We start from the raw sequence: 23,079 nt of genomic DNA on the forward strand, positions 1-23,079 counted from the left end.
ACTATGGCAACTGTAACACTTAAAGGCAACCCCGTAACTACCTCTGGAGAACTTCCAAAAACAGGCGTTGATGCACCAAACTTTAAATTAGTAGCAACTGATTTATCTTCAAAATCATTAAATGATTATTTAGGAAGTACTGTAGTTCTTAATATATTTCCAAGTGTTGATACGGGCACATGTGCACAATCTGTAAGAACTTTTAATGAAAAGGCTAGCCAGCTCGACAATACTAAAGTGTTATGTATTTCTAAAGATTTACCGTTTGCCCTGTCACGTTTTTGTGCCGCAGAAGGTTTAGAGAACGTTGAAAGCCTATCAGACTTTAGAGATGGTAATTTTGGAAAATCGTATGGCCTAACTTTTGTTGATGGCCCCTTAGAAGGTTTACACTCGAGATGTGTAGTGGTTTTAAATAAAGATGCAGAAGTTATTTACACTGAACAAGTTTCTGAAATCACTGAAGAACCTAATTACGAAGCGGCTTTAAATTCCCTTTCTTAATTTTTTTCTATGTCCGCTAAAAAAGAATCCTTTTTGCTCAATCGTATCAAAAGTGTCGGTTGGGCATTTAAAGGAGCGTGGCTTTTACTGCGGACTGAAGCCAGTATTCAAATACAATTTTTTATAGCTACTGTAGTCACAATTGCTGGCTTTTATTTTGATATTAGTAAAACCGAATGGCTATTTCAAGTCACCATGATTGGTTTGGTGATGAGTATTGAAGGCATCAACACTTCCATTGAATATATTGCAGACTTTATCCATCCAGAATTTCACAACAGTATCGGCCGCATTAAAGATGTGGCTGCGGGCGCTGTTTTTATTGCCTCAATTGCAGCAATAATAGTGGCTGCAATCATTTATTTGCCCAAGCTTTTTTAATACTAAATCCGTTAGGATTAACGTTAGTAATTTGTATTTTTGTTTCCTTAGGCTAACAAATGATCCTAACAATATTAAGTACTATCATTAAGAATTAATAGATTTCCGTAGTCACGGAAAGACACTATGGCGAAGAAGAAAACTAAGACTAAAAGCAGCGCTACCACAAAGACCAAAAAACCAAAATTCAAACTTACAAGCCAGCAGAAACTCATTTTTGGTAGCTTGTTAATGATTCTTGGGATTTTGCTTTCCATTGCTTTTCTATCATTCTTCTTTACTGGAGAAGCAGATCAAAGCACCCTTACAGAAATTGGCACTAGAGAGGTTGTAGCAGAAAACTGGCTGAACAAACTTGGCGCATGGGTAAGTGACTTTTTTATCATGAAAGGTTTTGGTGTGGCCTCTTTTATCTTTGCAGGATTGGTATTTCTTTCAGGTATTTACGTGACCTTAGACATCAATAAGTCAAAACTCAGAAGCCATTGGATTTGGGGAACGTTAGTGGCTATTTGGTTCTCTATTTTCTTTGGTTTTTTTGCCCATAAATATGATGCACTTGGCGGTACCATAGGCTTCGAAATGAATACCTTTCTTCAAGATTATATTGGCATAATTGGTACCGCACTCCTTCTCTTCTTTGGATTAATAATATATGCAGCAATTAAGTTTAAGCTGACTGGAGAGTCTATTGTTGCGTTTTTTAAATCGGCCAAAAAGGAAATGAAGGAAGATTTTAAATCAGATACCAGGACTTCAGATACTTACGTACCATTCGACAATGATTTATCGGCGGAGGCTGAAGACATCAAAACCGCATTCGATTTAAAGCCTGCAACACCAAAACCACCTACTACGCCTGTTCAGACAAAAGCTGAAGCTCCGGTAACAGTTCCTGATTTGGATATTTACGTTCCAAAAGTTAGAAAAGAGCCGGCTGAGATAGAAGAGGTGGCTATGCAAGTAGAGCATGTTGCAGAGGAAGCTTCTGAAAGCGATAATCTATCTGATAGACTTGTTGCCGACTTTGGACAATTTGATCCGACCTTGGAATTAAGCAAATACCAATTTCCGCCACTAGACTTGCTTAAAAAATATGATTCTGAAGGCATCACGATAGATCAGGACGAGCTTGAAGAAAAAAAGAACCGTATTGTTGAAACCCTTAATAATTATAACATTGGCATTAGCAGTATAAAGGCAACCATCGGCCCTACGGTGACGCTGTATGAAATTGTTCCCAATGCTGGAGTTCGGATTTCAAAAATTAAAAATTTAGAAGATGATATTGCCCTATCATTGGCAGCACTCGGGATTCGTATTATAGCACCAATCCCAGGAAAAGGGACCATCGGTATTGAAGTCCCTAATAAAAACTCGACTATTGTGTCAATGCGTTCCGTAATTGCGTCGCAAAAATTTCAAAAATCTGATATGGAATTGCCCATTGCATTTGGAAAAACCATCAGTAATGAAACGTTTGTTGTCGATTTAGCCAAAATGCCCCATTTATTGATGGCAGGCGCCACAGGACAAGGTAAATCAGTAGGTTTAAACGCGGTCTTAACCTCCTTACTGTATAAAAAACATCCTGCAGAAGTAAAATTTGTACTGGTCGATCCTAAAAAAGTAGAATTAACACTTTTCAATAAAATTGAGCGTCACTATTTAGCGAAGTTACCTGACAGTGAAGATGCCATTATTACAGACAATACTAAAGTGATCAATACATTAAACTCATTGTGCATAGAGATGGACAATAGGTACGAAATGCTGAAAAACGCTATGTGCCGAAACATCAAAGAATACAATGATAAGTTTAAGGCGCGTAAACTCAACCCAGAAGAAGGCCATCAATTTCTACCATATATTGTATTGGTGGTTGATGAGTTTGCTGATTTGATTATGACCGCAGGCAAGGAAGTTGAAACGCCTATTGCCCGTTTGGCACAATTAGCGCGTGCTATTGGCATCCACTTAATCATTGCCACCCAACGTCCTTCAGTAAACGTAATTACTGGAATCATTAAAGCCAATTTCCCGGCACGTCTAGCCTTTAGGGTGACTTCAAAAATTGATTCAAGAACTATTTTGGACAATTCAGGTGCTGACCAATTAATTGGTCGTGGTGATATGTTGTTTACCCAAGGAAATGAGCTAACCAGAATTCAGTGTGCCTTTGTTGACACCCCAGAAGTAGAATTGATTACTGAATATATAGGTAATCAAAAGGCTTATCCGGATGCATACCTCCTGCCAGAGTATGTTGGCGAAGAGAATGGCACAAGTCTTGATGTAGACATATCCGACAGAGATAAACTGTTTAGGGAAGCGGCTGAAGTTATTGTAACAGCGCAACAAGGATCTGCTTCTTTATTGCAACGTAAATTGAAATTAGGCTATAATAGAGCGGGTCGATTGATTGACCAATTGGAAGCTGCCGGCATTGTTGGTCAGTTTGAAGGTAGTAAGGCACGACAAGTTTTAGTGCCTGATTTAGTGGCCCTAGATCAATTATTAGCCAATGAAATTCCATAATACGGGCATAACTGAAATAACTTTTAAGAAAGATTAAAAAAACAGAATAATGAAAAAACTATTTGTATTAGCAATTGCCTTAGTATCATTTTCAACCTATGCTCAAGACGCAGCAAAAGCGAAAGTCTTGCTTAATGAAGTAAATGCTAAGGTTAAAGGATATCAAAATATTGGTATCGATTTTAAATATGTACTTAAAAATACTTCTGAAAACATTAATCAGGAAACCCGTGGTGACGTAGTTATTGAAGGTGATAAATATTTATTGAATATTCTTGGTGTTACCCGTATTTTTGATGGCAAAACACTTTACACCATAAATCCTGAAGATGAAGAGGTGACCATATCTAAAAATAATACTGAAGATGAAAACACCATTACACCAAGTAAGATGTTATCATTTTATAAAGAAGGTTACAATTACGCTATGGACATTGTTCAAAATGTAAACGGTCGTAAAATTCAATATGTTAAATTGACTCCAATTGATAGTAATTCTGAGATTAAGCAGGTATTATTGGGGATTGATGCACAAACAAAACACATTTACAACCTTATTGAGGTGGGTAAAAATGGGACTCAAACCACTTTAACCGTAAATAGTTTCAAAACTAATGAGCCTATCTCAAAAACCTTATTTACTTTTGACGCCAATAAGTACAAGGGCTATTATATCAATAAGCTGGACTAGTTAAGGCGTACACTTTATGAAAATACTGGATAGGTATATACTTAAGACCTACTTAAAAACATTTTTGAGCGTGTTTGTTATACTCATGCTCATTTTTGTTTTACAGGCTGTTTGGCTTTACATCTCAGAATTGGCAGGCAAAGATTTGGATGTTGATGTCATCTTTAAGTTCTTACTTTATATTACACCTACCCTTATTCCTTTAATACTTCCATTAACCATCCTATTAGTCTCCATAATGGTATTTGGCAGTTTTGCAGAAAATTACGAGTTCGCTGCCATGAAATCCACTGGTATTTCGTTGCAACGTGCTATGAGAGGCTTAAGTATCTTTATAGTACTACTTTCTGTAACCACGTTTCTATTTGCAAATAATGTGATTCCATGGGCAGAATATAACGCTTATAATCTAAGAAAGAATATTGCTAAGGTAAAGCCTCAAATGGCTATTGCTGAAGGCCAATTTAATGAACTGGGTAATTTTAATATTAAAGTTGATAAAAAATCTGGCGATCGCGGACAGTTTCTATCCAATGTGATTATGCACCAAAGCAAGGTTACTCGTCCTGGTAATTATACGGTGATTATTGCTGAATCTGGCGAACTTAAAAGCAGCCCTACCTCCAATATTCTGCAGTTGGTTTTATTTAATGGGAATTACTACGAAGAAATTTTTAGTAAAAAGCCGAAAGAAATTGAGAATAAACCACATGCCAAAAGTTATTTCGAAACCTATACCATGAATGTGGATCTTGAGGCTTTAAACGATGTAGATTTGGACGATAAAAGCTATACCAGCAGATACAATATGCTAGATGTTGCGGGGCTTAACTATACTATAGACAGTCTTTACAATAACAAATCAGTTGAATATAAAAATTTTGCGGAGACCCTTTATGGAAGGACCTCTGTTGGCACTATTAACTCCAATTTAATCTCGGAAAGAAACATCATCCCAGAAAATTCTACACCTGTAGAAGATAGTATCTCGTCTGTTGATGCCTTTAAAGGCAATATTACAGATTTGTATGATCTTAAAACAAAACTTCAACTCACTAACTTAGCGTTAAATACAGTTAACAGCACCACCCAAATTATTGAGACCAAGCAACAATTTCTTCAAGTTTCTGAGAAAAACCTAAACAAACATCTTATTGCCTTGCACGAAAAATACGTGTTGGGTTTTGCGTGCTTCATCCTATTCTTTGTAGGTGCGCCCTTAGGAGCTCTCATACGAAAAGGCGGTATCGGTTTGCCATTGGTTATTGCCATTCTTCTGTTTTTGACCTATCACTTTATTGGAATATTTGCAAAAAACAGTGCTGAGGACGGTACTTTAAATCCGATTTTGGCAACTTGGCTTTCTACCCTGATCATGTTGCCCTTGGGTGTATACCTGACTACACGAGCCACAAATGATAAAGGGCTGTTTGATTTTGACAGCTATCTTAATCCAATAAAAAGCTTCCTTAACCTACGCCCTAAAAATTCGGTGATAGTAGATGGAGAGTTAGTGCAGTATAGTTTCTTAGATGGCTATAATACCGAAAAGCTCATACAGGTTATCAAAAATCACGATGCGCTAGATTTTGATGAGAGCGTGAAACCTTTCGCCCTCAATCAATTGTTGAAACGCAACCAAAGCATAGAAGATCTACGACATCAAGGTGTAGTTATTGAGGACGCTTATCTGCAATTAAGAAAAGAAGCTACGGATAGTATTGCCTATTCAAAATTTGCTGTTATTTTTTATGCGGTAGGGTTACTGTTGATTGGGTTGCATTTTATTTTTAAAAATAATGGATTACCCGAAACCGCAGCATCAGCAAGAGATTTAGGATTCATTTCACTTCTCGTTTATCTGTTCTACTATGTTATCACATTTTTAAAATCCAAGGTGTTTTATAAACATTTAAAAGTGAATGTTAAACCGCTCAATCCATTCTTAATGTTAATTGGATTGCCATTTTATGGGGTTTCACACTTTTTACTTAAAAATAAAATCAAGGAAGACTTAGACCGTAGCGCTATCCTAAATGTAAAATAAGCTATATCTTTGCATATAATTTCAAAAAACATGACCACAAGTACATATACATCTGCTATACAATTACACACCATTGAAGAAGCCATTGAGGATATTAAAAATGGAAAAGTTATTATTGTTGTAGATGATGCCGATAGAGAAAATGAAGGAGATTTTGTAGCTGCCGCAGAAATGGTAACGCCTGAGATGATTAATTTTATGGCCACTCATGGTCGCGGATTGATTTGTACGCCATTAACTGAAAAGCGTTGTAAAGAATTGGATTTACACCCAATGGTTCATAACAACACTGACCCAATGGAGACGGCATTTACGGTTTCTGTAGATTTGCGCGGGAATGGCGTGACTACTGGAATATCGGCCAGTGATAGAGCCCAAACCGTTAAAGCACTGATTGCGCCAGATACCAAGCCTCACGAATTGGGGCGTCCAGGCCATATTTTTCCATTAGTAGCCAAACAAGGCGGAGTATTAAGACGTACAGGTCATACAGAAGCTGCTATTGATTTTGCACGTTTAGCAGGTTTGAAACCGGCGGGTGTAATAGTGGAAATCATGAATGAGGATGGTACTATGGCACGCTTGCCTCAGTTAATGAAAGTTGCTGAAAAGTTTGACCTCAAAATTGTTTCTATTGAAGATCTTGTAGCCTACCGAATGCAACACGATTCCTTAATTGAAAAAAAGGAGGACTTTGAAATTGTTACCCGTTTTGGTAAATTCAGATTAAGAGCCTACCAACAAACTACAAATAGCCAAGTACACATTGCCTTAACCAAAGGTGCCTGGAAAACAAATGAGCCGGTCTTAACAAGAGTCAACTCTACGCTTGTAAATAATGATATTCTAGGAACCCTAACTAACAATGCTGATAAAAAACTGGACAACATGTTTAAATTGGTTAATGAAGAAGGCAAAGGCGCCATTCTTTTTATCAACCAGCAACACCAATCTACCGACTTGTTGAACCGTCTAAAGACATTAAAGCGGGAGCAGAATCATAAAGATGTGATCAAAGCACCGAGCATTGCCATGGACAACAAAGATTTTGGAATTGGGGCACAGATTCTTCATGATCTGAACATACACAAACTCCTTTTAATGTCTAATAGCGAGCACACCAAACGTGTGGGGATCATTGGGTATGGATTGGAGATTGTAGACCATGTCGATTACTAGTCCACAACTTCAAACACCTTAAACAACCCTTTACTTCTTGTATTGGGGACCTCTGAGATAAAGGCATACGTGCCAGGTTTTAAATCGGCATAAAAATATCCAGTCTTACCAGCAGCCATGTCATTAACCCCACCTAAAAACGTAATACCTTTAGGCACTGGGGTAATTAACCCTTTGGCATTAGACCAATCCATCCAAGCTTCCAACGCCTCTTCTTTAGCACCTGGTTTTAGTTGTACCAAATTTAGATCGTGCCATATAAAATTTTCATGTTTCTTTTGATCTTTAACATATACTGAAAAAATCTGCTTCCCTTTGCTGATCTCCTTGTCATAAGATATGCCGTCAACGCCAGATAGCACAATATTAACCGTGGGTTCTGGTGGTTGATTTCCACTTAGTTCCTCCGTAACAATAATTGGTTTGGCCATGCCCATAAGGGTGTGAAATTTTCCGTTTGGCATTTTTACATAACACTCCATGATATAATACCCCGGATCCAGCTTTAATGTGGTAATGGCCGTATGCTGGGGTGCTATTAAGCCCGACCCACCGGAGAAAATAATATCGGAATACCATGTTGGCAAACTAGAAAAAGCAGCAAATCCTTCTGCATCTTTTCCGGCGTTTATTAAGTCCATCCCTTCTTCAAACACGGGCGCGAGATCCTTAATGGTATTGTCAATAGTGATTCCTTCTGGATACTTGTCCAATAAAAAGAAATGGGTTTCATTAGAAAGGTTTTGGTACTTGAAAGTATTCCATCCGGAAGGAATAGTATCCACAGACTGAAACTCCATACTCCGTGTTATGATGTCTATAACATTTGATGGTTCTTTAACTACCTGTTCAACCGGAAATGAATTCTCGTTCATGGCTTCAGTTCTTTTTTCATTTTTACAGTTGAACATACAGTATGATAATATTAAAGCGTAAATTTTAATTTTATGAATTTTCATAATTTCTGATTTCTATATATAAAATTAATAAGAAGATTAAGGATGGCTACTGCTCTATCACTATATTAAAATCCAATAACGTGAAGGATTGTAATAAACAGATACATTTTGAATTTCTACTATTTTAATTCAAATTGTAAATACGTTTTCTGTAGAGCATATATGAAATGTTAAAGCATTATAAAACCCCAAGTAATTATATCCATCCATTAGGGGTTTTATATTGCTTTTAATAGGTTATCTATTTTACGTCATAATTTGACAAAAGATCAATCGGCATTATCAAAATGCAACATCCTAACCGAACTTAAATTTTCCAATACCCATAAATTTCCATCTTTATCAAATGTGATTGCTCCTGGCAAACTCAACCCAGTAACTGCTGTATCAAAAGTGCCATCTAGATGATAGCGACTTATTTTACCGCCTATTGGAGATAAACCAGGGATGCCCAAGAGTGAAAACCAACTATTTGCATCAAGTTCTACAACGTAAAGCATTCCATCAGGCCCAATTTCTACATCAATCACAGAAGTTAGTCCATCTATTAACAGTTCATAATCGTCAGTTACATTTCTCTGATCAAGAACAACATTTGTAGCTCCAGCTCTTATTTTCCATACACGTGATCGTCCAATTGGAAACACGCCATCTTGAGGGCCCAATGCGCCCGTAAGTTCCCCAATATAAATATGGCCATCAGCATCTTCAGCAATTGATGTTGGAACTGGTTGTGCATAGCAATCAATTTCTTTATCCCTCCCAGCGTTCCATCTTACAAGATAATCTCCATTGTTATCTATTGGAGGAGTTAGAATAGCCAAATAGTCTATTTCTCCAGTTTCTGAAGTTTTTAGAACCGTATTTCCGGCAGCATCTGCAACATAAACCGTTTGTCCTAATGAAGCCATTACCTTATAAGGGTTGTTTTGCGGACCAGCACTAAAACCATCTATGGCTTCGCATTGTTGATTTTTCCATTGGATACCTTTAAAAGCATCTGGGTCATGATCACGTTCAAAAGCAGCAAGATCTGCAACCATGCGCACATTGCCATAGGACGCTTTATACAATTCGCCATTTTTAGCAAGATCTGAGCCGGCGCTTACCACAAAGGCATTACCACTAGAAACTGCAGCTATACCTTGAATGTCAGTAGCACTATTTACGGATGTCATTGTTTTTACACTGCCATGTTTTATGACTTCAATGGTTTTTTCGTTAACGCCATTAACAGCCACCATAATACTACCATCGGGAGCCGCTGAAATATCGTATACCGTTCCATTAAATTGATACGCATTATGATTTAATTGCTGCGTTTTATTTTGTAATTGAGCCTCGGTTGTCGAGACATCCGTTTCAAGCGGGTCTGTTTCACAGGATACGATGAGCGAAAGAAATACTAAATAAATTGGGGCAACCTTAAACTTTAATTGTGTTTTCATGATGTACTAATATATTTAATGATTAATAATTGCATTATGCTTATGTTTCATATGTAAAGTTTTTAATCTATAAGTTTTCCGAAGCCCTAGAACTGTCTTGCCAATTTGAATTTTATAATCAAACCTATATATAATTAAAAATCAGCCGCCTGGGGAATTCAGGAGAGCTCCTTGCATCCTTCTCATTCTTTTCATTGTAATCATATTTATAAATGCTCTAATTGTTTTAAATCTAGCATAGCAATGGATTGCCATACGGCATCATAAGATAATCCATAACTTTCCAGGGTGATTCCAAACCGCATAGCATATAAAAACGAGACGCGATAAAAGTTGTCTTGCTTCACATATGTCTCTAGAACTTTCAATCCATTTTTTTCATATGTTTTTTGATATTGTGAAGGCTTTTCATTGTTTATTTGAAGAGTCTGCGCCATGTAATGCGATTGAATGGCCAACAAACCATCCTTACTAGCACCGTCAACAATGCTCACAATTAATTTCTTATCCGTGTTATTTTTATAAACGGCACCGGCAGATGCAATATCCTTTTGTGGGATTTGGCTTTCGGTAAATTCAATCCGTTTTAGTTCGCCCAATTGTACTGGTAACCAATGTTGAAATTGCGCTTCCGTAGCGGGTTCTGTTACTTTTAAATGGTCACGGAAGTCTTCTGCATTTTTTGAGTTTTTTACGACTTTAACAGACTCATTGATGATTTGCACATCTTCAATAATACCTCTGCTTTTCTCTTTTCCACAAGAAAACAGACAGAAGACGCCACATAAAAGGGCTACTATGGATTGGAATGGATAGTTCATTTGAATATTTATTAAATTTTGTACTACAGCTCCCTGCTGCCATACTTACTCCTGATGATTGTGTTGCATTTTATATATTATTTTGACCTGCACTTACAGAAACAAGTATTTCATTTCATATAAGTATACATGCTTGGGACTTTCTATGCTTCAAAATCTCTTAACTAAAATTCTTTTCGAGATTTGTCCTTCCGCAGTGGTAATTTTGATAAAGTTAACACCATCCAGGTACTTGCTTACATCTATGTAATTCATATCTCGCGATGAAAATATTAATCTTCCTTGAATGTCAAATAACTCCAATCTATCTATATCTTGACGGAAGAAATATTGACAATTCTTGAAATTGGATTAGGATGATTCATCACACCTGAAGCCTTATAATTTCTGGAATTCAGGTTACACTTCACTTTAATTACAGCATCTGTAGAGACTAACTTAGTAGAGGTTAAAGATGAGCCTTCATATACAACCGCATGTACAATAACATAAACACCATCTTTAAGACCAGATACATCTATTGGTCCAATTTATAGACTATTGAGATTGTTTAATAATTCTTTTACAATAGTATATTGACCAGGCACTACAGTGACCTTGTTACCTTTATTAGCCAAGTACAATTGATTGTCTCTCCATTTATAATTCAATCCTTCTTAAACATTTGAGCCCCTGATAAAAAACTCATGGCTTTATAATCTTTTTTGTTAATGGTATTTGGCGTCTGTTTAAGTGATACTGCGGAAATCCTGAAATTATTTTTAGCTTTCTTTTTATCTATATATTCCATCTCCATAACCAAGCTGTTTGTAAATTGCTTGGCCAATCTCGGATCTAAATCAGGGAGTTTCATATTTTTATTAGCACCGAAGTTGAAAAAGTTGGGCAAGGCCAATTTTGCCTCTGTGGTGTGGTATACATTTACAATATACTTTTCATGAATCAACTGTAACCCTTTACAGTTATAGTTTAAAATATATTTACCAGGCAACTCTTTCACTTCATAATCTATTTCCGAATTATCGACTTTAACTTCAGGAATTGCATAGATCTGTAGTACATTTTGATTACCCTGAAGCTTCATAAACATTACCATGGTATTCAACTCATTGTCAAAGAGCATCGTCATTGTGCCCATATCCTTAATCTGTGGGTCAACCATTTGGGTAGCGGTATAAGGCGCATTTTCTTTAATCAAAATGGTCATTTCTATATTGTTTTTTTTCTTTGAATCCATGACCATAAGTGTTTTATACTCCCAGTCAAAATCATAAGAATCAGGAAGCATATCTACAGTCACTTTATTGTTGCGCATCGAATTTTTTGCAGATTTTATCATGCCCTTGGAATCACTAGTATCATAATCTTCATCAGATGCTGCATCTCTATTTTTTTCTTTATTAAAAGATCCCATGAGGGCTCCCATCATATCCTGTCCTCGTGAACGCACCTCTCTGGCAGGTGGCAATTGCACTTCTACTGGTTTATAATCATACACCAATAAACTCTCGCCAGGGGGCATCATGTCCATTTGAAAGCCATCAGAGGGCTGATTTACTGCAGACTTGTTCGTATAAATCTCAACGAGACGGTTTTGATCGTCAAATAGCACATAGCTTCCTTCATAGCCAGGTTCGTTTAAAAACTCGAACTTGGTATAGGTTTTCCCCCTATTGGTTTGCTTGATCTCTTTAAAATCTTCATACCTAAATTGTTCCGGTTTATAGATAAAAGCAAATTCTACAATTCCATTAAAAGGATTGGGTGTTAGACCTTGGTCTTGTTGTTTTTGAAGCTGCGCCATAAAAGGTTCTGGTGGTAATTTATAGCCTTCTACAATCATGGTTGGCCCCATCATACCCTGTCCTGCTGAAGCCATCAATGACGATTTATTGAAAGCATTTTCTTTTTCATTATAACCATATATAAAACCTTCACTATCTATATATCCCCCTTTTGGTTGGTCGTCTTGTTTTATCCTAACAGCAATCTGATCAGCATCAAAAAATTGGATTTGGTTTAAATTTCCATTTTCATGAAGGAGTATGACGACATCTTCCTTAAAGAAGTCTTTTTTAGCTGCTGTATGCAAACCTAGTGACGCATTGCCGGTGGTAATTTCAGATTGGTTTTCAGTTTCTGATGGTTTATTAGATGTCGTGTTAGATTTATCCTTTTTAGAGGTGACATCATCTATGGTTTTTTCAGTTTTTTCTGTGACAACCTCATCGGTTTTTCTCAGAATTGTGCGCTCTACAGCCTGTTCTGCTTTTTTCTTTAGCTTTTTAAATATTTGGGCTTCAGCGGTTAAACTCATACATAAACAAAGCATTGTGCATAAAATATATCGTGTTCTCATAATAATTTTCTTTAAATGTTATTGAACCATTTTATATAGAATTCACCCATTAAGGGCACTGGTTTTGTTTTCTCATTAATAGCGTTCATTAATCCCATAATCCACATATATAGTAATATACAGACACCTATGAGATTGATCAACCAACCCAAATATGGTATGTAATTAAGCAACCCCAGGGCCAATCCTGTTAGGGCCAGACCAAAGGATTGAATAATATGAAATTTTGCAAAGGCATTTTTCTTTTCAGCATTCATTATAAAGGCGATTATTAAACCTAAAATGGTTAAATAGGCTATTAATGCTATTGTTTTACCTTCTAATGCGTTGGTGTTTGAGTGTGTTGTTTCCATAAATTCACATTTGTTATTATTCATTCTTTACCCATTGCATCCCATAGCTTCCATGTCAATGTCTCCAATTATTTTATTAAGACCCCAAGCTATTTTATTACTTTTAAAACCAACTGTTTCTACAGCTACCTCACATGCAAATTGCTTGAGTTGAGTCCTAATTTTAGCGTCCATTCCAGATGCATCCATCAATAAAATAGTTTCAGAAACAATGGCATAGAGCTTAACTAATGTAATACCGTATATTGCAACAATAGCCAGGGCATGAGAGCCAATTGGATGCAATGCCTTGAGACGGCCCAATACTTTCATAAGTGCACCCAATGCCTCTAAATAAGGTTCAGCACCTGAGGTGTCATATGGCAGCTCGCTGCTTCCGCCTCCACTTCCATTGGGTAGCATACCATATACTTCTCCAGTTTTCCCATCTATATTCCAAAAGGCTTTTGAGCTTGCGCTAGAATCGAAGATTTTGTATTTTGAATTTCTGTATATCCGCTCTCTCCAATACAGAAGATCATCTTTATTAATACTATCCAACCATTTGGATTCACGAGCATCTGAAAGATTAATCCATGATTTATCCGCCAATTGTTTAAATGTACTATCTTCAAATAGCTCATATTCTCTGATGGCAAGTTGCGACGTCTTATACATCGTTGTTTTAAATGCTGCTAAAGGGCTGGTTCCAATGGTGGTATATTGTGATGTCGGAAAGTAATCGAATTGAGACATGGCTTTTGAGGTGATAAAACCAGGTTTTAGAGTTTGCATCCCAATTTTCAAACCATTTGCATAAGTCAAAGATTTTTGAGATGCTATATCATATAGAGGGCCGATGAGATTTAAAACAGAACCAGAAATAGAGAGTTGTCCCTTCTCATAAACTTCTCTGGCTTCTATTGGTTTATTATCTATAAATAATTCACCCCAATCTCGTGTGCTCAACTTATAGTTTAGCAAATCTGTGACAGCAGCAGCATAAGTTGGTCCATTCCCTTCAAAATAAAGCTGGGTGCTACCCAACATAAAATCGTTAACCTCTTTTGCCAAAGCATCAGTAATATCGCCCTTTCGATGAATATCATTTTCCCATCCTGCCAGTACACGTTTGACAGTAGGCTGATTTGCGTATTTAAGTTTTAGATAAACACCAATAATCCTTGGACCTAACTGAGCCATGTTGGAAAATTGATAGTTACAACTCGCGTTAAGGCGATTATTATCAATAGCTATGGTAACATGTCTTTGTTCAGTTTTAGCTGTTGAAAAATAACTAAAAGTATAAGGGTGTATTTCGATTTTTTCTAAATAGGAAATGATAGCCTCAATGGTCTTTTTAGGATCATTGGCAAGTATATGCATCCCATCAGTAATGGTAGCCATATGATTAAATGTATTGACCACACTCTTATTTTCTGTGGCAATCACATTCAGAATTATTGCTGGAGGTCCATTTTTATAGCTAGCTTCATTATTTGGATGATAGTTGTCATCGTTATGTCCGTCTGTCGCAAAAATCACTAAATCTGCATCAGTATTTGATGCTTTTAACAACCAAGTATATAGTGACGAAGGGGTTATCCAGTGTGTAATAATTGCATCTGGATAATTTACCTTAATCCTATCTTGCAAGTTAGTCACAAAAGCATCCATCTGATCACCTCTATACTCAGCTGGCATGCTCATTGAAGCATCTGACAGAATTAATATTCTAGGTATCTTTTGATTACTTTCTAAGAGCGCACTCACTGGTTGGCCACCATCGGTAATTAAAAAATCCTTAGCGGAAAGCCCTTCCACAATTTCACCTTGTTCATCTCTTGGAGAAACTGATAATTTAACCTTTGGATACCCCACAGGTTTTGCTACGGCATCTAGATATTTAATGCGACTTTGTAAATTTTTATCAGTTTTAGCTTTAATGGCAACACCATTAATTTTTGCTGACAAGTTTCCTTTAGGAAGTGTAATGCGTCTGCCCCCCAAGGTAATAGGATCTACCAGCTTAGAATGCGATTCCATATACGTTGCATCTTCACCAATAGCTTGCAAAGCAAAAGCAGGTGTGAATGTTCGAATACTTTGTATTGGTGTAACGCGTCTGACTTCTGGAATCAAATTATCCAAAAACATGATATTTAACTGTCTCCCTACTAAATCCTTCGCTAACCATTCATGGTCAATAAGTACTTGTTCATTTTCAGGAGTAATTGAATCTCTATAAGTAAGTACAATTTGTACTTTATCAAGATTTTCAATTGGTTTCTTTGCCGCTGTAATGGTATTATTTTTATCTCTTAAACTTCCAAATGGGACATCCGGATCACATAGATGAGCATAAAATATTTTACCTTCATGCTTCAATTCTACTGTTGGGGTTGAAGTATTATCCCATCTAAAATCAAATGTTCTGTAATTATAATTGGACGGCAAGTTTAAATCGTTCCAAATTTTTTCACCTAATTGATGGGCCAAATTGCTATCGTTATCCACCCCCTTACCATTAAATTCCGTGTAACCTGAGTAGCCCAATTCATCAGCCCACCTATTCATTTGTTTTTCAGAAATTTTAGGTTCAAATGGTCTATTAATATCGCGTAAAAAAAACTTGATTGTTTCTTCAGGTTTAATCTTAGTATGTTCATGTACTATCCTTGCATTAAATCCTGCTTTTTGATACATGTAGGTCAGCAATTCAGCTTTTTCTTGAACCGTGGCCATTCCACTCCGTAAGGCATATTTCCATCCCCATTTTAAAGCATTGCTCTTACCTATTTTACTTATTTCTGTGGGAATTAATAGCAGTTGATTTTTTACAAAATCAAACATCTTTTCTGGGTCAGCCTCTAGTATAAGAACCTCCATCTGACCTTGCAAATGATCGGGGCTTGTTTTTAAATAATGCAACAGCTCTTCCCATACTTTATAAGGCACTTTTCCGGCACCTTCAAATTCAGGGTCGCTAGCACAACTTAAAGCTGCTGCTGGCAATGATAATGCTATCGACCCTAATGCGATTTTTGTTATAAAATCACGTCTATTACAAGTATATTGTGCAATATGTTCTGGATTTGTTCTCAATATTGAATATTTACTTCTCCGGAAATCGGAAAATTTTTACCATATTCCATTATGCCACTACCTTCGCCATCAAAGGTCATACGCAATTGGCTGTCACTCAATTGTGTGATGCTAATGGTACCTTTTCTAAAAATGATACGTTTGTTTAAACTTTTAACGTTTCTGTCGGCGTCAAAAAAATTAAGGTCCACCTTTACATTTTTTGCATTGACATCAGGGATGCTATATGATGCACTACCCTGACCTAAAACACTGGTGTTGAACAGATTGAAATGCAATTGTAACGGATTTCCATCCTGCCAAAGTTTATATTGAATACTGTCATTTGCCATAGTGACAAGTCCTGGTTCAAGTCCAGTTTTTGAAATTCCAAGAACTTTTCCTTCCATTTGAACGACTACCGCCTGCTTATCTGCTGAAGCCTTTAGATGTACCAAGTTTTTTTGATTTGAATCCTGACAACAGCATAAAAGTGTAATTAGAAAAAAATGGATAATAGACTTCATAATTTATGGTTTATACAATTATTAGAATCGACTACCTAAGCAGTACAACCCATTATTACAGTTGACTTTATACGTACAAGGTTACGGGGCTTTAAAAACCTGAAATGATCTGAAACTGACCAGTGAAAATTAAGAAAAAGGGAACGCTACAAACTCCACATTTTACAAGTCGCGTTCCCCTTTATCAACTGATTAATAGCATCTTTAAGTTTCTTTTTTAATCTCTATCGTTTTTACAACATGATTATTCAATAATATGCTGAGTATATAGGTTCCTTTTTTGAGATGGTCGATACTGAGATATAATCTTTTGTCTCCAGAATTGTCGGTGGGATTCGCCATCATCTCTGCTATTAACTTTTAGATAATGTAAAGGTATCACTGATACGAGCTTAGCTATAGAACATATGTTTCAAAACATAGAACATATGTACCAAACCCTAAATAAGGAATCATTTTTTAATAGAATGCCCACTACTAATACCATAAGATTTTCTTTAGTTTTACAGTAGTTTAATGCCCTATATGCTACTATAGTTTAGTTGATGCAGACTGATAATCTTGTGGAGTCCGACCATAAACTTTCTTGAAACACTTGATGAAGTAAGAAGGTGTATTAAAACCAATTTGATAAGCAATTTCTGAGATAGTGGCGTCAGAAGCTTTTAGTAAGGGCAAAGCTAATTTGACACGTTGCACACGTAAAAATTCTGTTGCACTCATCTTAAAAATCGCCTTTAGTTTTCTATGTAATTGCGATCTACTCATGTGCATGCGCTTTGCAAACAATACAATAGTGAATTCCGGATTCGTGATCTCCTTATCCAAGACCGTTTTTAAACGCGTTAAGAATTCAGTTTCTGTAGAGGTACTACCCAGTTCTGGGTCAATATTAAAATCTTTACTAAAATGGTGTTGCAATTGATTTCTTCCTTCAATTAGCTTTTCTACTCTTAATTTCAGTAATTTACTATTAAACGGCTTGGTAATATAAGCGTCCACTCCCGTGGTTAATCCTGAAATTTCATTATCAGCTCCCACCTTGGCCGTTAATAGGATTATGGGAATATGACTTGTAAGTTCATTATGTTTTAAAAAGTTACTTAATGCAATCCCATCTTGTACAGGCATCATCACATCACTAATAATTAAGTCTGGGCTGTGTGCCAAGGCCAAGGCAACACCACTCTTTCCGTTATTGGCCTCAATAATTCGATAATCGTCTTTAAATATAGAACTGATAAATTTCCGAATATCATCTTCATCTTCTACAATTAACAACAGCGCTCTGTCAGATGGCGCTAGGGTTTGGTGGTGGTTAATTTTTGACTCCATCTCAATATCTGACACTTTTATATCCTGAGCTGCAAAAGCTGATTCGTGAATTGGCAACGATACTGTAAATTGAATTTTGTCAGCAGCAATTGTATTTACAATAATCCGACCCTTGGCAAGCTCCACCAATTCCTTTACCAGTGCCAGACCAACCCCAACCCCTTCTGAAGCTTGGTCGTCTTGATAAAATCTTTGAAATAATTGACCAATATCTTTCTTAGAAATATCTTTATTGGTATTAATTATCGATAGTACCATTTGTTGGTGATGCTCGTTGGCATCGACTAAAATAGTGCTGCCCTTTGGTGCATATTTTATGGCATTCGTCAACAGGTTAGAAGTGATTTTTTCTACAATATCTGTATCGTACCATGCAGATGTCAAGTTATTGATATTTTGAGTAATCGTTATTTTTCTTTTTTCCGCTTGATATTGAAACGCCGCTATAATTTGCTTTAATAAAATATTTAAATTGTTTTTAGAGACCTCAAGCCTTAGTTGGCCCGAATCAATTAAGGATAAATCGAGCATCTGATTAACGAGTTTTAGTAGCCTATTGGCATTTTGTTTTACCAAATTAAGCTCATGCGCATCATCAGGTTGCAGATTTTTTTTTGCCAATTGATGTTCAATAGGGCCAGAAATGAGGGTTAATGGTGTTCTAAATTCATGTGAAATATTTGTATAGAGTTTGGTCTTAAACTCATCTAACTTTTTTAGACGCTCTGTTTCAGCATGCTCGAGCTGGAGCTGTGTTTGCATATGCCAACGCCATTTAAAATAAACGTAAATGATGTATATAGTAGCAATTATAAGAATAAGATATATTGCTTTTGCTAAATTGGTAAGATACCAAGGCCTTAAAATAGAAAATGAATAGGTGGCCGGCACGGGGTTCCACACACCATCATAATTGCTAGAAATTACCTTAAACACATAATCATTGGGAGGTAAATTGGTGTAATGTGCCGTGTTAGTATTTCCTGAGCTTACCCAAGTTGAATCGTGATTGACCAATTGGTATTTATACTGATTCCGATCCGGTTGCGAAAAATGTAATCCAGAGAAGGTAAAAGTTAAGGTGTTCTGGGTATGGCTAAATCTTGCCTGTTGCTCTATAGGTTTCTCTTTATTAAAGATTTCTAATTTTGAAATGACGGTTCTGGGTACAATCCTATTTCTGGTAATGTCTGATGGCATAAACCAATTGACTCCATCCAAACCACCAAAATATAGCGTCCCATCAGACGCTTTATAATAGGCCCCGGTATTAAATTCAAAGGCTTGCAGTCCGCTATAGTTACCATAAACTTCAACTACAGCTTCGCCATTAATTAATTTGAACTCAAATATGCCTTTGTTAGAACTGAGCCATAAACTATTAGCATCTCCTGGTAAAATGCCATATATCACCATATTGGGCAAGCCGTTAGAGGTGTTATAGGTGTTGACCATTTTATTATTAGAGTTATATGACTTCAAACCATCGCCATTAGTGCCAATCCAGATGACTTGGCCGTCAAAATATAGCGATTTGATGGCACTGGAAATTGGCTCAATTTTTTGTATACTATCTGTTTCAGTATCCAACAGAAATAAACCGTCATTTTCAGTTCCTATCCAATACTCTGTATTCTGGCCTTTTTCTATTGTTCTTATATTGTTGCTGGTCAATGCCGAATTATCTTTATGATACGATTTTACTACACCACGACCAAGATCAAAAAGCAGCAGTCCATGTTCTCTGGTGCATAGCCAATTTTGTGTTTGGGAATGCTGGTATATTTTCCAAATGGTATGTTGGTCTAGGGGCTTAAAATTTCTCATATTACCCCACCTATCCATCAACTGTAAGCCACGGCCTTGATGGCCTATCCACAAGTAATCATCATCTGAAAACAAACTCATTATTCGGTCGCTTTTCAATTCAGAGTTCTTTTGGGTATAGGTTTTATAGCTGTCATTATTAAAATTAATGGCAGTCAACCCTTTACCTGATGTCCCCAACCATAGTGTTTGATCTGATTCAAGAGTAATAGAGCGCACTACATCTACGTGTACATCAATTGGAGTCTGAGCATTGGTTATGAGGTTAAACTTCTTTAAATGCTCATCATAATAGCTCAGACCAGCCCCGTCAGTACCCAACCAAATGGTTCCTGTAAAATCTTCGTACAAACACAACACATCGTCGTAGTGCAAAGCATATGGATCGTTTTTATTGGCTATAAAATGTTGTACCTCATTCAAATCTATATCTATCAAATACACACCATCGCCATACGTGGCGACCCAAAGTTTATTATTTTTATCAATCAGGATATCCTGAATATTTAAAATTGAAGGCAATTTTTGATGATCAAACTTTTTAAATGATGTTGCCTTAGGTGCTTTATAGTACAGTCCGTTGCCATAGGTACCACACCAAATAGTGTCATCCTTGGAATTCGCCAAGGCACTAAAATTTAGCCCATTATCATCTACCGTAATTTTATGGAGCTGCTGGTTCTCCAATGTAAAGATATGATTTGCCGTGGCTAAATAAAGTTGATTACCTGTGTTGAGAAAGTCATATATAGCGGTGTTTTTAATGATATCCTCAAAAACCTTCGCTATCCTATTCTGTTGCAAATTAATTTGATATAAGCCATCAGTATAACTGCCCACCAAATAATTGCCTTGTTGGTCCTGAATGATACAACTAGGCGATGTAATGGTTTGAAAAGATTGAAAAGTTTGTAGAGAATCATTAAATTTTTCCAGACCATTTTTAAGACTAATGATCCATAAATTGGCGTCAGCGTCAATGTAGGTTTTTCCCAACCTACTGAACGTGGGGCGAGTTACATCTTCAAATTGCTTATTGTAAATTGTAAAGGATCTGCCGTTATATTTGTTCAAGCCATCTTGGGTAGCAAACCACATATACCCTAAAGAATCTTGAACGATACTCACCACGCTGTTTTGCGAAAGTCCTTGTGCTACGGTTAATTCCCTGAATGAAATTTGCTTGGAAACCGAGGTGTTTTCGTAGCCTACATCTACATGTTGTTGTGCGAACATCACGAAGGGTATGAAAAACAGGAAGCCCGATTTAATAAAGTAACGCATAGATATTCAGGTTGTTACCTAAATATACTAAAGATTTTGAAATGACACGAGTTATGATTTAATTAATGCCCCTATGCAATTACAAGAACTCGGCGCACTTGTACCCCATATTATGCAACCCAACTTAGCATCAATTAGAACTATGACATTAAAACGCTAGAGGAACTTTTAGACCAAATAACAGCGTTAAATACAGAAAAAATTGCACTCTTGAGACTGTGCATATGGACATGTATTTGCATTTACATGAATTACCTCTATGTTTAAAATCACCTTTAAAATTTAACACTACATTACGAGGCATAAAGTCAGTACATCGTAGGAAGCTTTTGTAGAAATAGTAGTTATGAAGACCTCTTTACGATGATAATTTAGAAACTAAATTGAAGTTAGTCTTATCAATTTTCATTGGATTCTACTAACTGATACTTGTGGTATCTAATGGCTGTGTTATAATTTTAACTTATGAATAAAGGTCAAAATTTTAGCGGCAAATCTACACTAAATTTATATAATTTTTAATTACACAATAAATTTACCATCAATACATTACATAACATTACTTAAATTGAAGATTTAATTATGGTTGCCATTTTATGAGCCCGTGCTTGCACCTCCGCTTCAGTCCAAGACAGTTTAATGAGGCACGAAATGTTTCGACCAATATAATGATCAGACTGATCAAAAGTTTTGGTTTCAAGATACGCTAAACCCTCCTTTATTTCTTTCGAAACTGGGTACAAACTTTTGACATTTTTTAGGTGATCCCACTTGCGAACGTAATGCCAATTATTATCAAAATAATGAAAACAACCATCAATACCACCTTCTTTTAAATTCTTAGAAACGCTACGTGAAGTTTCCAAATCAGGAAGGAAGAAATTCAAAATTGCATAACTTTCCTCACCGCCATTTGGAACGGTTCTAAAAGTAACTTCAGGAATTTTAGAAAGGGCATCCCTAAGCATTGTATAATTTTTCTTTTGAATGGCCAAAAAGTCGGGTAAGCGTCTTATTTGTGCCAAACCTATCGCAGCATGCAGCTCTGAAATCCTGAAGTTATAACCCAAGATCGGATGGCTCTCGGCTCCCCTGTCATTTCCTACATGATCATGCCCATGGTCAGAATATTGATCGGCATTCACATAAAACTCTTTATTATTTGTAACCACCGCCCCGCCTTCACCACTGGTAATGGTTTTTACAAAATCAAATGAAAAACAACCTAAATGACCAATCGTACCTAGTGCTTTTTCCTTATAAGTCCCGCCAATGGCTTGACACGCATCTTCAATAAGCACTAAATCATATGCCGAACAAATTTCCTGCAAAGCGTCCATATGGCCCATGCTACCGCACATCTGAACCACCATAATAGCCTTGGTCTTTGATGAAATGGCCTTTTTAACCGCCGATGGGTCAAGAGCCAAGGTATCATCAATATCAACCAACACCGGTATGGCTCCCACCATTATAATAGCCTCAAAACTCGCCACGAACGTGAAAGTGGGCATAATTACCTCGTCTCCTGCCCCTATTCCTGCGGCTGCAAGCGCCACAGAAACTGCTGCCGTACCACTAGACACCAATTGCACATATTGAGTGTTTAGCGCGGACTGGAGTTCAGCTTCCAGTGCTTTGGCCTTCCAATGTCCATTACGCATGCCGTCAAATCCGTAACGCATTAACACACCACTCTCTAGAACATCTTCTACCTCTTTACGTTCGGCACTTCCAAATAATTCAAATCCTGGCATAGCAAT

Annotated in this window: 16 protein-coding genes; 6 read left to right on the forward strand and 10 right to left on the reverse strand. The window is 36.7% G+C overall.

Features of this window, described 5'->3' with window-relative positions; all coding sequences use genetic code 11:
* Positions 1-3: 3 nt before the first annotated feature.
* From tpx to ribB, 6 genes are all read left to right on the forward strand, one after another.
* Entirely contained in the window at positions 4-504 is a 501-nt protein-coding gene (gene tpx, locus BXY82_RS11970; protein ID WP_133758416.1) for a thiol peroxidase, read from the forward strand.
* A gap of 9 nt (positions 505-513) precedes the next feature.
* Positions 514-885, forward strand: coding sequence for a diacylglycerol kinase family protein (locus tag BXY82_RS11975; protein ID WP_133758417.1), 372 nt, complete (start codon positions 514-516; stop codon positions 883-885).
* 126 nt (positions 886-1,011) lie between these two features.
* Positions 1,012-3,423, forward strand: a complete 2,412-nt coding sequence (locus tag BXY82_RS11980) for a DNA translocase FtsK (protein WP_133758418.1) — start codon at positions 1,012-1,014, stop codon at positions 3,421-3,423.
* 49 nt (positions 3,424-3,472) lie between these two features.
* Positions 3,473-4,114: a LolA family protein gene (locus BXY82_RS11985; protein ID WP_133758419.1), complete on the forward strand. Its 642-nt coding sequence runs from the start codon at positions 3,473-3,475 to the stop codon at positions 4,112-4,114.
* A 70-nt stretch (positions 4,115-4,184) separates the two neighbouring features.
* Positions 4,185-6,161: an LptF/LptG family permease gene (locus tag BXY82_RS11990; protein ID WP_449404157.1), complete on the forward strand. Its 1,977-nt coding sequence runs from the start codon at positions 4,185-4,187 to the stop codon at positions 6,159-6,161.
* A gap of 30 nt (positions 6,162-6,191) precedes the next feature.
* A complete protein-coding gene (ribB, locus tag BXY82_RS11995) occupies positions 6,192-7,340 on the forward strand; it encodes a 3,4-dihydroxy-2-butanone-4-phosphate synthase (RefSeq protein ID WP_133758421.1) in 1,149 nt (382 codons plus the stop codon).
* Here ribB and BXY82_RS12000 read toward each other — a convergent pair.
* From BXY82_RS12000 to BXY82_RS12045, 10 genes are all read right to left on the reverse strand, one after another.
* Positions 7,337-8,299 (reverse strand): hypothetical protein, encoded by a 963-nt coding sequence (locus BXY82_RS12000; protein ID WP_133758422.1) that lies wholly within the window; start codon positions 8,297-8,299, stop codon positions 7,337-7,339. The genes ribB and BXY82_RS12000 overlap by 4 nt on opposite strands.
* A 269-nt stretch (positions 8,300-8,568) precedes the next feature.
* Entirely contained in the window at positions 8,569-9,747 is a 1,179-nt protein-coding gene (locus tag BXY82_RS12005; protein WP_133758423.1) for a ScyD/ScyE family protein, read from the reverse strand.
* Positions 9,748-9,953: 206 nt separating this feature from the next.
* The gene (locus tag BXY82_RS12010; RefSeq protein ID WP_133758424.1) at positions 9,954-10,568 is read right to left on the reverse strand and encodes a hypothetical protein; all 615 of its coding nucleotides are present in this window, start codon (positions 10,566-10,568) and stop codon (positions 9,954-9,956) included.
* Between the two features lie 150 nt (positions 10,569-10,718).
* Positions 10,719-10,871 (reverse strand): T9SS type A sorting domain-containing protein, encoded by a 153-nt coding sequence (locus BXY82_RS15710; RefSeq protein ID WP_166643295.1) that lies wholly within the window; start codon positions 10,869-10,871, stop codon positions 10,719-10,721.
* 343 nt (positions 10,872-11,214) lie between these two features.
* On the reverse strand, positions 11,215-12,885 hold the full coding sequence (locus BXY82_RS12020; protein ID WP_133758425.1) for a hypothetical protein: 1,671 nt from the start codon (positions 12,883-12,885) through the stop codon (positions 11,215-11,217).
* A 53-nt stretch (positions 12,886-12,938) separates the two neighbouring features.
* Positions 12,939-13,280: a DUF4870 domain-containing protein gene (locus BXY82_RS12025; protein ID WP_133758426.1), complete on the reverse strand. Its 342-nt coding sequence runs from the start codon at positions 13,278-13,280 to the stop codon at positions 12,939-12,941.
* Between the two features lie 27 nt (positions 13,281-13,307).
* Positions 13,308-16,364: a vWA domain-containing protein gene (locus tag BXY82_RS12030; protein ID WP_133758427.1), complete on the reverse strand. Its 3,057-nt coding sequence runs from the start codon at positions 16,362-16,364 to the stop codon at positions 13,308-13,310.
* On the reverse strand, positions 16,361-16,801 hold the full coding sequence (locus BXY82_RS12035) for a hypothetical protein (RefSeq protein WP_133758428.1): 441 nt from the start codon (positions 16,799-16,801) through the stop codon (positions 16,361-16,363). Before BXY82_RS12035 ends, BXY82_RS12030 begins: the two co-directional genes overlap by 4 nt.
* Before the next feature lie 600 nt (positions 16,802-17,401).
* Positions 17,402-21,268 (reverse strand): two-component regulator propeller domain-containing protein, encoded by a 3,867-nt coding sequence (locus BXY82_RS12040; RefSeq protein ID WP_133758429.1) that lies wholly within the window; start codon positions 21,266-21,268, stop codon positions 17,402-17,404.
* A gap of 611 nt (positions 21,269-21,879) precedes the next feature.
* Positions 21,880-23,073 carry a DegT/DnrJ/EryC1/StrS family aminotransferase gene (locus BXY82_RS12045; RefSeq protein ID WP_133758430.1) on the reverse strand — a complete coding sequence of 398 codons (1,194 nt, stop codon included), beginning with the start codon at positions 23,071-23,073 and terminating at the stop codon, positions 21,880-21,882.
* Between the last annotated feature and the right edge of the window lie 6 nt (positions 23,074-23,079).

The organism is Gelidibacter sediminis, from assembly GCF_004364975.1.
GTDB lineage: Bacteria > Bacteroidota > Bacteroidia > Flavobacteriales > Flavobacteriaceae > Gelidibacter > Gelidibacter sediminis.